This is a genomic window from Pseudomonas sp. HPB0071, assembly GCF_000478505.2.
GTDB lineage: Bacteria > Pseudomonadota > Gammaproteobacteria > Pseudomonadales > Pseudomonadaceae > Chryseomonas > Chryseomonas luteola.
In genome coordinates, this window is record NZ_KI517368.1 from 419,057 (window position 1) to 432,761 (window position 13,705).

Annotated in this window: 10 protein-coding genes and 3 pseudogenes; 3 read left to right on the forward strand and 10 right to left on the reverse strand. The window is 54.9% G+C overall.

Going from position 1 to position 13,705, the window contains the following annotated elements; translation table 11 throughout:
* Positions 1 to 395 precede the first annotated feature (395 nt).
* From HMPREF1487_RS21420 to HMPREF1487_RS21430, 3 genes are all read left to right on the forward strand, one after another.
* Complete coding sequence (locus tag HMPREF1487_RS21420; protein WP_010798843.1) at positions 396 to 1,361, forward strand: IS481 family transposase; 966 nt, start codon at positions 396 to 398, stop codon at positions 1,359 to 1,361.
* A gap of 541 nt (positions 1,362 to 1,902) precedes the next feature.
* Positions 1,903 to 2,634, forward strand: a complete 732-nt coding sequence (locus tag HMPREF1487_RS21425; RefSeq protein ID WP_010798844.1) for a GNAT family N-acetyltransferase — start codon at positions 1,903 to 1,905, stop codon at positions 2,632 to 2,634.
* A gap of 63 nt (positions 2,635 to 2,697) precedes the next feature.
* Positions 2,698 to 3,807 (forward strand): alpha/beta hydrolase, encoded by a 1,110-nt coding sequence (locus HMPREF1487_RS21430; RefSeq protein ID WP_010798845.1) that lies wholly within the window; start codon positions 2,698 to 2,700, stop codon positions 3,805 to 3,807.
* Positions 3,808 to 3,854: 47 nt separating this feature from the next.
* Here HMPREF1487_RS21430 and HMPREF1487_RS21435 read toward each other — a convergent pair whose 3' ends face one another.
* The 10 genes and pseudogenes from HMPREF1487_RS21435 to HMPREF1487_RS28060 form a co-directional block, all read right to left on the reverse strand.
* The gene (locus HMPREF1487_RS21435) at positions 3,855 to 4,919 is read right to left on the reverse strand and encodes a protein-glutamate methylesterase/protein-glutamine glutaminase (protein WP_010798846.1); all 1,065 of its coding nucleotides are present in this window, start codon (positions 4,917 to 4,919) and stop codon (positions 3,855 to 3,857) included.
* Positions 4,916 to 5,437, reverse strand: a complete 522-nt coding sequence (locus HMPREF1487_RS21440; protein ID WP_010798847.1) for a chemotaxis protein CheD — start codon at positions 5,435 to 5,437, stop codon at positions 4,916 to 4,918. The genes HMPREF1487_RS21435 and HMPREF1487_RS21440 overlap by 4 nt, the downstream gene beginning before the upstream one ends.
* Positions 5,430 to 6,242, reverse strand: a complete 813-nt coding sequence (locus HMPREF1487_RS21445) for a CheR family methyltransferase (protein WP_010798848.1) — start codon at positions 6,240 to 6,242, stop codon at positions 5,430 to 5,432. Before HMPREF1487_RS21445 ends, HMPREF1487_RS21440 begins: the two co-directional genes overlap by 8 nt.
* Before the next feature lie 11 nt (positions 6,243 to 6,253).
* A complete protein-coding gene (locus HMPREF1487_RS21450) occupies positions 6,254 to 6,754 on the reverse strand; it encodes a chemotaxis protein CheW (RefSeq protein ID WP_010798849.1) in 501 nt (166 codons plus the stop codon).
* Between the two features lie 5 nt (positions 6,755 to 6,759).
* Complete coding sequence (locus HMPREF1487_RS21455; RefSeq protein ID WP_010798850.1) at positions 6,760 to 8,415, reverse strand: methyl-accepting chemotaxis protein; 1,656 nt, start codon at positions 8,413 to 8,415, stop codon at positions 6,760 to 6,762.
* A gap of 17 nt (positions 8,416 to 8,432) precedes the next feature.
* A complete protein-coding gene (locus HMPREF1487_RS21460) occupies positions 8,433 to 8,993 on the reverse strand; it encodes a chemotaxis protein CheW (protein WP_010798851.1) in 561 nt (186 codons plus the stop codon).
* A 3-nt stretch (positions 8,994 to 8,996) separates the two neighbouring features.
* Positions 8,997 to 9,851, reverse strand: a pseudogene (locus HMPREF1487_RS28565) (methyl-accepting chemotaxis protein); the annotation flags it as partial.
* Positions 9,852 to 9,926: 75 nt separating this feature from the next.
* Positions 9,927 to 11,174, reverse strand: a pseudogene (locus HMPREF1487_RS28570) (MCP four helix bundle domain-containing protein); the annotation flags it as partial.
* A gap of 90 nt (positions 11,175 to 11,264) precedes the next feature.
* The gene (locus HMPREF1487_RS28055) at positions 11,265 to 12,365 is read right to left on the reverse strand and encodes a methyl-accepting chemotaxis protein (protein ID WP_371106404.1); all 1,101 of its coding nucleotides are present in this window, start codon (positions 12,363 to 12,365) and stop codon (positions 11,265 to 11,267) included.
* A 99-nt stretch (positions 12,366 to 12,464) separates the two neighbouring features.
* Positions 12,465 to 13,691: pseudogene (locus HMPREF1487_RS28060) on the reverse strand (MCP four helix bundle domain-containing protein); the annotation flags it as partial.
* Positions 13,692 to 13,705: the final 14 nt, after the last annotated feature.

Below are 13,705 nucleotides of genomic sequence, written 5' to 3' on the forward strand. Positions count from 1 at the left end.
GTCTGATCAAGCGGTGGGGTCGTAAATTCTACTAATCTAGGTGGCTGAGCTAGGTCTTGCCCAAACGAACCGTGCAGCCAATAAAAAGATTGAGGCGGCTTGTATCAAGTAGTGAAATTAACCTGAAGTATTAGGCCCTCCGTGGTGCTGCCTAAAGGGGAGAGTTATCCGTGATACTTAACGGTATGGCGGATAGGGTATAGCCATGATGTAGCAGCGGACATCAAGCGGGGCACTAAGTGGAATGGCCCATGTTCCACCACAGGACTGTTCTTACCTTTAAGACGCCGCGATTAAATACGACCGGAAACAAACAGGCCGATCTCTTTACCGGCTAGCTGTTTGGTCCCAGAGAGAAAGGGTTTGTGGTATAGACCTCTATCGGAGGAGGATCCATGGCTCAAGTTCTACACAAACGCGCCACGACCACGCACGCCATCCGAGCGGAGTTACAGCGATCGCAGGATTCGATCGCGACGCTAAGTAAGCGTTACAACTTAAACCCCAAGACCGTGATCAAGTGGCGTAAGCGTGACTCGGTTGAAGATCAGCCCATGGGACCTCGGGAGCCGCATTCGACCTCCCTGACTCTGGCTGAAGAGGCCGCTGCGATTGCGTTCCGGCAGAAGACGTTGCTGCCTCTGGACGATTGCCTGCATGCCTTGCAGCGCTTCATACCCAGGCTTTCGCGCTCGGGCCTGCACCGGCTCTACCAGCGACACGGCATCAGCAACCTCCCGCGCTCAGCTGAGCCGGTACGTGAGAAGAAAGCCTTCAACCGCTATCCGCTGGGCTATCTGCATATCGATATCACCGAGGTGCATACCGCAGAGGGCCGGGCCTATCTCTTTGTGGCGATCGATCGCACGTCGAAGTTTGTCTATGCCGAGTTGCACGCGCAGATGAGGCGCAACGATGCGGTCGACTTTTTGGAGGCCACGCTTAAGACATTACCTTATAAGGTGCATACGGTACTCACCGACAACGGTATCCAATTTGCCAGGAAGACAGGTACTGAACGTTACCGGGCCCATCCTTTCGATGTGATCTGTTATCGGCACGGCATTGAACATCGGCTAACCAAGCCCTTCCATCCCTGGACCAATGGCCAGGTTGAGCGCATGAACCGGACGATCAAGCAGGCCACCACCAAGGCCTTTCATTATGCCTCGCTTAAACAGCTGCAGGAGCATATAAGGGATTATCTGTGGGCATATAACAGCGCTCGTCCATTGCGCGCCTTGAAAGGGCAAACACCGGTTGGCTTTATCCTCGGGCAATGGCACAAACAACCACAGCTCTTTTTAACCGATCCAAACCCCTTCTTCCCGGGACCTAACACCCTCAAAAGCGGAAGGTAAAGTGGTTTGTCTGGATATGTTTCACTTTTCTAGGTGTCAGGATGAGGTATCGCCCGAATGAAAAAGCCCATGCTCGGGCTGTTTTAGAAAAATTACTGCATTTTCAATTTCTTCACTCAAGGCAGTAAAGACGTGGGCTCTGGTCAGCGTATGGCCAAACCGGACGTGTTGTACATTACAGAAATGAGCCTGTGATACCACCTGAATGACCAATGTCAGGATGAGGTATAAAGGATAACGCTAGATGGAGTGCGGTTATCTAGCCCTTTCTAGTTGGATCTAGATAACCTAGACGTTGACCCTCAGCTCATCTGACTTAATCTGTACTCTTGGCTCAGGGCACGGTACATAGTGATTTCCTGGCGTATGCGTTCTGTGATCTGCTCAGGTGACAGCGAGACAGGAGACATCAGCATTTGGCTTTGAAACGTACTGAGCTCATAAGTACTTTGCAGAAGTGCCATGCTTTAAATGGCGGGACGGATAGGGCGGAGGAGGGCCTTGCGCGGCTCATGCTTAAGGAGCAGCTCAGGAGCAATTCATGACTGATATCTTTACGCTGGAAGCCTGTGCCTTTAATGCCTGGCCTGCACAAAAGACGGTTTTTCACGAGGGGTGGGTGCTGCGTCTGGCAGGCGGCTATACCAAGCGCGCTAATTCGGCCAATGCCTGGCAGCCAACGGCCTCGTTCGATAGCGTACGCTCCTATATCGAGTCGCTGTACCGCCGGCAGGGTTTGCCTGTCATCTTTCGATTGACGCCTCTGGCAGGTGATGCGCCGGGCAGGCAGCTCGAAGCGGCGGGTTATGAGCGGGTCGACCCTACCGAGGTGATGACGCTGGGCTTAGGTAATCTAAAAGAGAGCCAGGGTACGGTCACGCTTGAATCCTTGCGTACACAGGCCTGGGGTAACGGCTTTGCCTTGCTCAGCGGCCTGGATGCGCCCCGTCGCCAACACCATGATACCTTGCTGGACGCTATCGTCTGGCCTGTGGCCTACGCGACGGTTTACAGAGAAGGGCAGCCTGTTGGCTATGGCTTGGCAGTGGCGGAAGGTGACTGGGTGGGCCTGTTTGATCTGGTGGTAGCGCCAGCCTGGCGTGGGCGTGGTCTCGGGCGTCAGCTGGTTAGCGCACTGTTAGTGTGGGGAAAGCGCCAAGGTGCCCGACAGGCATACCTACAGGTAACAGACTCAAACACCTCTGCAATAGGCCTTTACCACTCGCTCGGCTTTGAGCGTCGCTATGGCTATCACTACCGTGTTTTGATGTGAAATGGCAACGTTCCTGAACCTGTGTGGTCGTTTTTAACATGACATCACACAACAGGAAACCCTATGCGTTTACAACCTTCCCGACTTAAGAACGGTATCCTTCTCATGGCTGCGGTGGGCATGGGCGTGTCGCTGGCGGCCTGCAGCAACCGGTCGCCGGACAAGCGGCCCTTGTCCGAGCTGGCGATAAGCGGGGCTAAAAGCTCGGTACGTAATGATGCGGACATGCAAAAAGTACTGAATCAGTACGCCCGCTTCGATCCGAAAGCCATCGAAAAGATCACTCCGACTGAGGCGCGTCAGCAGCCAACCATTGCAGACGCGGTAAAGGCGGTGCTTGAAAAGGAAGGGCGCGACAGTGCGCCTGAAGCGCTGGTACCTGGGGTCAAAAGTGTGGATACCAGCGTATCTGGCGCCGCAGGTACGTTACCGGCTCGCGTGTATACTCCTGAAGGCAAGGGGCCTTTTCCAGTCATCCTGTACTTCCACGGTGGCGGCTGGGTGTATGCGGATCGCAATGTTTATGATGCAGGTGCACGTGGGCTCGCGAAGCAGGCCAATGCTATCGTGGTTTCGGTCGACTACCGTCTTGCGCCCGAGCATAAATTCCCGGCTGCCCATGATGATGCCATCGCAGCCTACCGTTGGGTGATCCAGAATGCCGGCTCGCTGGGTGGTGATCCTAAGCGCCTGGCACTGGCTGGCGAAAGCGCCGGTGGTAATTTGGCTGTTGCAACGGCCATTGCCGCAAAGAAGGCCGGCCTGACGGCGCCCAAGCATATTCTGTCGGTTTACCCGGTGGCCCAGACCAACACCCACACCGAATCCTATGACAAGTACGCCGATGCGATGCCGCTCAATCGACCCATGATGCTGTGGTTCGTGGCCCAGGCTACGAAGTCTCCGGTCGACCTGAACGACCCACGTATCGACTTGGTCCATGCCGACCTGAAAGGCTTGCCGCCAGTCACAATTATCAATGCCGAGATGGATCCGTTGCGCGATGACGGCGCCCAGTTAGAGACTGCCCTGCGCAATGCGGACGTAGCGGTAGATCGTCAGTTATATTCAGGGGTTACGCACGAGTTCTTTGGTACGGCAGCGGTCGTTGAGAAGGCCAGACAGGCTCAGCAGTATGCAGGCGAGCAGTTGAAGGCGGACCTTACGCGTTAATTGAAATCCTACGGACAGGCGCTATGCTGCGCTTGTCCGTAGAATGCCTAGCGGGCCATGTTCAAAATAGCTGCCGGAATCTGGTCCAGAGGCAGTTCACGCTCTACGGCCCCCAACTTGAAAGCCTCCTTGGGCATTCCATAAACCACACAGCTCTGCTCATCCTGGCCCAATGTCTTGGCGCCTGCTTCACGCATTTCCCTAAGACCTCGTGCCCCGTCGTCTCCCATACCGGTCATGATGATACCTAGGGCATTCTTGCCGGCGCAGCGCGCCGTTGAACGGAACAGGACATCAACAGAAGGGCGGTGACGGCTTACTGGCGGCCCGTCGACGATCTCTACCTGATACTGCGCGCCATTGCGCTTGAGCAGCATGTGCCGTCCGCCGGGTGCGATCAAGGCGCGACCGGGAATGACGCGATCACCATGCTGGGCCTCGCGTACTTCGATCTGACAGAGTCCGTTCAGGCGCTCGGCGAAGGCGGCCGTAAAGCGCTCGGGCATATGCTGAACGATGACGATGCCTGGACACACCCGTGGCAGGGCGGTCAGAACCACTTCCAGCGCCTGCGTACCGCCAGTAGAGGTGCCAATGCTGACCACTGTATCGGTCGTGCGGGTCATCGCCTGGCCCGGCGGCAGGATGACATCTGCGCTGAGTTTCGGCGGCGGGCTGGCCGGTGGCGCGGACGTTGCGATACGGCGAACGTTGGCGCGGGCCGCTGCCTTGACCGCGGAAATCAACTCCTGGCTACTTTCTACCAGAAACTGTCGGAGCCCAGCCTGTGGCTTGGTGACAAAGCTGACCGCGCCGGATGAGAGAGCCTGCATGGTGGTCGCGGCACCTTTTTCCGTCAGCGTCGAGCAGATCACAACCGGAGTAGGGCGCTCGGCCATGATCTTCTTGAGAAAGGTAATGCCGTCCATGCGAGGCATTTCCACATCAAGGACGATGACATCCGGCCATTGCTTATTCATCTTGTCCATGGCGAAAAGCGGATCAGCCGCCACGCCAATCACTTCGATGGCACTGTCGGCAGACAGCGTCGTGGATAACACCTGACGCACCACGGCGGAGTCGTCGACGATCAGTACTTTAATGCTAGTCATAGGCGATCTCTTTGCCGTGGTGGAGCCTGTACAGGAGGCGATTGCTCAAGCTTGACCTCCCCATCCCAAATGGAAAAGCTAAGGCGTCGATGACCGATACCCTCCACATGGCTGGCGCTACAAACCAGTCCGTGTGCCTGTAGAAGGCGCTTAGCCGCCTTGACGTTCTGCAAGCCTATGTGGTCCTTTTCATTACGTGCGATTCCTGGAAACATGTTGCCGCCACCGAAGACACGCAAGGTAAACTCCGATGGTTGTGTACCTGACATCTGGATAGCCTGGAGCAGTAGCGCCAGCGCCTCGTCACCGTAGTGACCATCGAGTCGGTCCGATACCTTGTGCCCCTTGCTGCGAGTAGGCAGTAGGTAATGGCACATCCCGCCCAGCTGGCGCTGGGGATGCCAGAACACCAGCGCCACACAGGAGCCTAGCAACGTTCGGATGCGTGTATCAGCACCCCCGAAATGCAGCTCCCCAGGCTTAAGATAAACATCTTTAATCTTTGTTGGCTCAGGCATGAGGCTTCTGATAGATAGAGGGTCTAACCATCTTGAGCGCTTCAGTGATGCCATTGAGGCTTTCTGAATGGCTTACCATGAAATAACCTCCTGGACGTAAATGGTTTACCAGACGTTGGACCACCTGGCGCTTGGTGTCGTTGTCAAAGTAAATCATTACATTTCGCAAGAAGATCACTTCAAACTGACCAATATCAGGCAGGGTGGTATTGAGATTGATCTGTCGAAAGGTAATACGTGCCGTCAGATTTGGATCAATCAGGAATGTCCCTTCATTTTGACCAATACCCTTGAAGCAGTGTTTGTGCAGTAACGTTTTTGGAATACCTTCGGCATCTTCCAAGGGGTATTGGCCCCGACGCGCTTTTTCCAGCACCCGGGTACTGATATCAGATGCAACGATTTCCCACGGGCGGGTGCCGAGCGTATCAGCCAGAGTTAACGCCAGGGTATAAGGTTCCTCACCAGTCGAGCACGCTCCACTCCAGATACGAACGGACGCGCGGTCACGTATCTCTGGTAGTACAACGGTACGGAGGAACTCAAAATGCTTGGGCTCACGGAAAAAATAGGTTTCATTGGTGGTGAGTAAGTCAACCGCTGTTTGAAACTCGCTCCGATCGCGCATCAGGACGTCAAAGTAGGCTCCATAACTGGGAAGGCCCCGCTGACGAACCCGCTTGGCCAGCCGTCCGCTGACCAGGGGCTTTTTGGAGTCTGCCATGCTGATCCCGGCAGCATCGTAAATCATTCCACGAAACTTGCGGAAATCGCTGTCTGAAAGAGCAAGGTTATCCATCGTCATGGCATTTACCGTCAGTTCTGGCTGGCCAGGTAATCAATATCCTCAGCATTGAGGACTTGGTCGATATTGAGCAGGATTACAAAACCATTTTCGCGCTTGGCCATGCCGAGAATGAAGTCGGTACGGACATGGGTGCCAAAGCGCGGCGCTGGTTCAATGGCATCGGCACTGATTTCCAGTACTTCGTTAACGGCATCTACCACGATGCCAAAGATCTGATGTCGGCCTCCGACACTTAGCTCCAGCATCACAATGCAACTGCGCCGGTTGACCTCAGTAGGCGCACCACCAAAGTGCACCCCAAGATCGAAAACAGGTACTGCTGCACCACGCAGATTAATTACGCCGCGAATGCTACGAGGCATCATGGGCATGGCTGTAATCGGACCATACTCGATAATTTCACGTACACACGTCGTGCTGACCGCAAACATTTCTGCATTCAATGAGAAGGTCAGGTATTGCTGTGGCTGCTCGATAGCAGCCACGCGGTTAGCCTTTAGAACACTCATGGGCATTAATCCTTGAAGCGTACAAAACCAGCCGGTACGCCAGCCAATTGACCGGCGGCAGGGCTATAGTCACGCGCTGGCGTTGCTGCCTTGCGAGTCGGTACAGCCGCTGGTGGCTGGCTGCGCGGAGCTTCACTGGAAGAGACACTCCCGTTGTGAGCCAGGGTAAAGAACTCCATCAGCTGTTGGAGCTGTTCGGCCTGACCACTCATTTCTTCAGAGGTCGCAGCCAGCTCTTCCGAGGCAGAAGCGTTCTGCTGAGTGATTTGGCTCAATTGGCTCATCGCCGTGTTGATCTGGCCTACACCTGAGGTTTGCTCTTCGGATGCGGCCGCAATCTCCTGTACCAGATCGGACGTCTTGCCGATCGAGGGTACGATTTCATCCAACAACGTACCGGCACGCTCGGCCAAGGCGACGCTTGTCTTGGCTACATTGCCAATTTCCTGGGCTGCAATCTGGCTACGCTCGGCCAGCTTGCGTACTTCAGCTGCCACAACCGCAAAGCCCTTGCCATGCTCACCGGCACGTGCCGCTTCGATCGCCGCGTTCAAGGCCAACAGGTTGGTCTGATAGGCGATGTCGTCCACGATGCCAATCTTGTCGGCAATAGTCTTCATGGCTGCGACTGTGTCTTTCACGGCCTTGCCACCTTCGGCTGCTTCCTGGGCGGCCTTGCTGGCCATGCCGTCAGTCACCTTGGCGTTCTCGGTATTCTGGGCAATGGAGGCAGACATCTGCTCCATGGACGCGCTGGTTTCTTCAACCGATGCGGCCTGTTCAGAAGACGCTTGACTCATGCTTTGTGCTGTAGCGGAAACCTGCTCTGAGGCACTGGACAGCGCATCGGCAGAGCCCCGCACTTCACTGATAATATAAGCCAGTTTGTCTGTCATGCCTTTGATAGCCGCAAGCATGCTAGTGGTATCACCAGGTTTGGTCACAACATTGACGCTCAGGTCACCGGCAGCAACGCGGCTAACAACTTCAGCAGCATAGGCCGGTTCGCCACCCAATTGCTTGATAAGACTGCGGGCGATGATGAAGCCTAGGATCATGGCAATGATAACGGCTGCAATGCCGATGCTGACCATGAGCAGGCGCGCCGACTCAAAAGACTCAGTCGCCTGGACACCCGCCTTAACCATTTCATCCTTCATGTACTGATTGAGTGCCGTGAGGGTATCAACGAAGGCGTTGTTGGTTGGAGTAAATTCGTCCAGCAGGAAATGAACAGCTTGGTTCTGATCCGATTCAACTAACTTAAAAAATTGCGCATATTTACTTTGTAGTGCATCTCGAGCAGCAATAGCAGCCTTGACACGCTTGATGCCTTCTTCCGAGTAAACGCTCTTTTCGAGACGACTGATGATTTCAGCGTTCGCGCTGCGGTACTTATTGACCCGATCAACATACTCAGGACGCTTGCTTAAATCATCATTAAGCAAAATATTGCGGAGCAATCGGCCATTATTTAATGTGTTCTGAATAAGCTCGTTGGTCATTTCCGTCTTTGGGAAACGATCCAAAGACATTGTATCTGCAGACTTCTTCATGGCCGCCATGTTGACGACGCCCACTAGAATCACGATGACAAGCAGAGCGACGACTGTGCCAAAGCCCAAGGCAAGCTTGGTGGTAACGCGCATGTTTCTAAACATGGCTATGACTCCGAGAGTTACAACGAGCGCTGCGGAAGCGCTGCACGCGCGCTGCCGAAGGCCATAGCGGTTTCTGGGGTTTTGACGAGTCCTGCGATTTCGCTGATGGACAGCACGTGGCTGACGTTCAGCAGTACCACGAACTCGTCCTTGATCTTGGTAATGCCCTGGATGAAGTCAGTCCGGATGCGGCTGCCGAAAGCCGGAGTCGGACGGACATGCTCCAGAGGTATTTCAAGCACTTCACTTACAGCATCAACCACCACACCAATGACTTGGGGTTGGTCGTCATCTACAGTCTCGAGGATGACGACGCAGGTCCGCGATGTAACAGCCGTACGAGTGCCTCCGAACCGTGCTTCCAGATCAATGACTGGCACGACGGCGCCGCGCAGGTTGATTACTCCGCAGATAAACGCTGGCATCAGCGGAACGACAGTAAGCTGGCCGTATTCAATAATCTCCCGTACGCACAGCGTATCCACGGCAAAGGTCTCACCGTTTACTACAAAGGTCAGGTGTTGACGCTCGGCTTCACCGTTTGAAGAGAGCAACGCAGTAGTCACATCGGTACTCATGTCTTATTCCTCGAACCGGACGAATCCTTCCGGTGACGAGCCTGTACGAAGTGGACGTTGCGCCATGACCCGCTCCCTGCTATGGCTCGGCTTGCTAGAAACCGGCCTTACATGATCAATGGCGCGCTGCAGATCGGCAGCGGCACGATGGGCTGAGAAGAAGCTCATCAGTTGCTGCAGTTTTTCTGCTTGGCTACTCATTTCTTCGGCCGTTGCCGCCAATTCTTCAGAGGCTGAAGCGTTTTGTTGCGTAATTTGATTGAGCTGACCCATCGCGGAGTTGATTTGACCTACACCTGAAGTTTGTTCTTCGGATGCAGCAGCGATTTCCTGTACCAGGTCGGAAGTCTTGGTAATCGACGGAACGATCTGATCCAGCAGCGTGCCTGCCCGCTCGGCCAAGGCAACGCTGCCCTTGGCAACGTTGCCAATTTCCTGAGCGGCAACCTGACTACGCTCGGCCAGCTTGCGCACCTCAGCAGCGACTACCGCAAAGCCCTTGCCATGCTCACCGGCACGTGCGGCTTCAATCGCAGCGTTCAAGGCCAGCAGGTTGGTCTGGTAGGCAATGTCGTCCACAATGCCGATCTTCTCGGCAATGCTTTGCATGGCAGAGGTGGTCTCACGAACCGCCTGACCGCCTTCAACGGCTTCTTTAGCAGCCTTGCTGGCCATGCCATCGGTAACCTTGGCGTTTTCGGTATTCTGAGCAATGGAGGCGGACATCTGCTCCATGGACGCGCTGGTTTCCTCAACCGATGCCGCTTGCTCAGAGGATGCCTGGCTCATGCTTTGCGCCGTAGCTGAAATCTCTTCTGACGCACTGGCCAATGCATCGGCCGAATCACGCACATCCATGATGATCTGGGACAGCTTGCTGACGGTGCTGTTGACCGATTGCTTGAGTTCCAAGAGCTGACCTTGGTAATCGCCTTGAATCGTACGGCCTAGGTCGCCGTTTGACAGCGCCCCCATGACGTCCATGGCTTCGCTTAGTGGTGCAACGATGGCGTCCAATGTGCCGTTGACGCCTTCGATGATCCGACGGAAGTCACCCTGGTGCTGGGAAGCGTCGGCTCGCTCATCGAGCTGACCGGCTATTGCCGCCTGACTGAGTTGCTGGGTATCGGTAATCAGTGCCTTGATGTTGGCACGTACCTGCTCGATGTTATCGTTAATGAATGCTTTCTTGCCCGGCAGGCGGGCCAGAGGCGCGTCCAGGTTGCCTTCACCAAAGCCTTTTACGCAGGCCATTGCACTACGCTGGTCATCGATATGGCCCTTGACCATATCGTTCACGCCTTGCGCCATTGTGCGGTAGCTACCCTCGAAGCGATCAGCCGGAATGAAGGTATCGGTCTCGCCCTTGTCGTGCTCAGTGGACATGCGATTCATTTCATTGAGTAGGCCGCGTAAGGTTTCCACCATACGGCTCATGGCTGCCATGAGGCTGGTAGAGTCGCCTTTCTTTAGCGCAATCTCGCTAGGCAGGTCACCGGCCGCAACACGATTGGCCATGGCTGCAACGTCGGCGGGTTCGCCACCCAACTGCCGAAGCAGGCTGCGGGTAATGACAAAGCCGATCAGGCCTACGGCTACCAATGTAGCCAGCGCAATCATGATAGAGATAAGCGTGGCAGTTCCTTTCAGGCTTACTGCGGTCGCGGCGCCTTCTTTACCGAGTTGCTCATTGAACCGGACGTGAGCATCAAATGCCTGGCTAACTTTTTCAATGACTTGAAGATTTTCCAAGAGCGTTGATTTAGCTTCCTCAGTACGGTTTTCCCGTGACAAGGGCAGCACCTTGCTCTCTAGTTCTTTTAGGCCTTTCAACGCTTCCCGGTCGTTAGCCAGCAACTGGCGGTCCTGATCGTTTGACAGTAGGGTTTCATAGTGCTTCAAGCCCCGGTCAATATCTGCGCGAATAGACGCCAGTGTCTCATCGACTTGCGCCATTTGAGCCGCGTCAGTGCTTAAGATGTGCACGTAAAAATTCTTGATGGAGCTATCAACGCTTTGGCTAATCTCATTGATCGCCAATAGGCTAGGCACTGTATTGTCATTGCCATAGTTAGCCGCCTGGAATACGCGGCCGATCTGGTACTGACCTGTCCCTGCCAATAGCACAATGCCAAACAGGGCTGAGAACACCAGAAGAAGCATTTTCCTTGAAACAGTCATGATCAGCCTCACAGGTAAGCCTCTGGCCAACCTGGGTTAGATATCTAGATAAAAGGGACGCCTGCGGAAGATGCAGGCGCCCTATGGTCATCAGCCCTGGAAGCGGATGAAGCCTTCCGGTAACGCTCCAGATGCCGTTGCAGCATGCGGATGAGCCTGAGCTTTAGTACGTACCTGCTCCGTGAGTGGACGAGTATGATCCAACGCACGTTGAAGGTCTGCCGTAGCCGTGTGGCCATTGCTGCTAAAAAAGCTCATCAGACGCTGCAACTGTTCAGCCTGACTGCTCATTTCTTCGGCCGTTGCCGCCAATTCTTCAGAGGCTGAAGCATTTTGTTGCGTAATCTGGCTCAGCTGACCCATGGCCGCGTTGATCTGGCTGACACCTGAGCTCTGCTCCTCCGACGCGGCCGCAATCTCCTGTACCAGATCGGACGTTTTGCCGATCGAGGGCACAATTTCGTCCAGCAACGTACCGGCACGCTCGGCAAGGTCAACACTACCCTTGGCTACATTGCCAATTTCCTGGGCTGCAATCTGGCTACGCTCGGCTAGCTTGCGTACTTCAGCTGCCACAACCGCAAAGCCCTTGCCATGCTCACCGGCACGTGCCGCTTCGATCGCCGCGTTCAAGGCCAACAGGTTGGTCTGATAGGCGATGTCGTCCACGATGCCAATCTTGTCGGCAATGGTCTTCATGGCTGCGACCGTGTCCTTCACGGCCTTGCCACCTTCGGATGCTTCCTGGGCAGCCTTGCTGGCCATACTGTCAGTGACCTTGGCGTTCTCGGTATTCTGGCCGATAGAAGCGGACATCTGCTCCATGGACGCGCTGGTTTCCTCAACCGATGCCGCTTGCTCCGTGGAGGCCTGGCTCATGCACTGGGCAGTTGCTGAAATCTCCTCTGATGCACTGGCCAGTGCATCGGCCGAATCGCGAACGTCCGTGATAATCTGGTTCAGCTTGCCAACGGTGCTGTTAATGGATTGCTTGAGTTCCAAGAGCTGACCCTGGTAATTACCTTGTACCGTGCGGCTGAGGTCACCCTGGGCAAGGCCGGCCATAACGCTCATGGCCTCATTAACAGGGCTGACAATCGCATCGAGCGTCCCGTTGATGCCTTCGACGATACGGCGGAAATCACCCTTATGCTGACCAGCATCGGCGCGGGTCGCCAACTGGCCTGCCATGGCTGCACTGCTGAGCGCGCTGGCATCATCTACCAGCCGCTGGATATTGGCCCGTACCTGCTCGATATTGTCGTTGATTATTGCCTTTTTACCTGGGAAGCGCTCCAGCGGTGCAGAAAGATCACCTTCGCCAAAAGCCTGTACACACGCCATGGCCTTGCGTTGCACCTCAAGGTGGCCATCGACCATGGTGTTGATGCCTTCCGCCAGCGCCTGATAAGAGCCGCTAAAACGGGCTGCTTCGATGAAGACGTCGATGTCACCTTTGTCATGAGCACGGGACATGCGCTGCATTTCATTGACCAGCTGCATGATATTTGCACGTACCTGCTCGATGTTATCGTTGATCACCGCCTTCTTGCCGGGGAAGCGCTCAAGAGAGGCGTCCAGATTGCCCTCGCCAAAGGCTTTTACGCATGCCATGGCTTTCTGCTGGACTTCGAGATGGCTGGACACCATGGTGTTTACGCCTTGCGCCATGGTGCGGTAGCTGCCCTCGAAGCGGTCAGCGGGAATGAAAACATCTATTTCCCCTTTGTCGTGCTCCTTGGACATGTGATTCATCTCGTTGAGCAGATTGCGCAACGTACCTACCATGCGACTCATGGCCGCCATGAGGCTAGTTGTATCGCTTGCCTTGACTACAATGTCATCCGGCAGATCGCCCTTAGCCACGCGATTGGCTACGGCTACGACTTTTTGCAGGCTGCGGATGATGACGAAACCAATAAAGCCGATAGCAAGCAGAGTCACCAGGGCGATAACAATGGATGTAATTGTTGCATTGGTCTTGATGCTGGCTGCCAGCTGAGCACTTTGTTCACCCAGGCGCTGATTGAACTCACGATGAGTACCCAAGGCTTCGGCCAGCTTGGTGAAAACCGGACGGTTAGCCATCAGTATTTCCCTGGCTTGATCCAGTTGTCCCTGCTGGGACAGCAGAAGCAATTTATCCTGAAGGGCGAACAGGGCACCGATGGCTTCACGGTCCTGCTCCAGCAAGCGACGATCCTCATCGTTGGCTAGGAAATTTTCATAGTCTTTCAGAGCGTTTTGGACCTTGTTCTGCAGGTCATGGACTTCTTGAGCCAGCTGCCCTTTCTCAAGGGCATCGTTGCTCTGTAAGTGAAGGAACATAGCTCTTACAGACTTATTGGTAGGATCGTTGACCGCTGCGATAGCCAATAAGCTCGGCACTGCGTTCTCGTTGCCGAAGTTTGCTGCCTCGAATACTCGGCTGATCTGGTACTGCGCAGCGCCGGCCAGGACCAGGATGCCTAGTAATGCAGAGACTACCAGCAGCACCATTTTTTTCGTTTCGTTCATGATAGCTGTCTCAA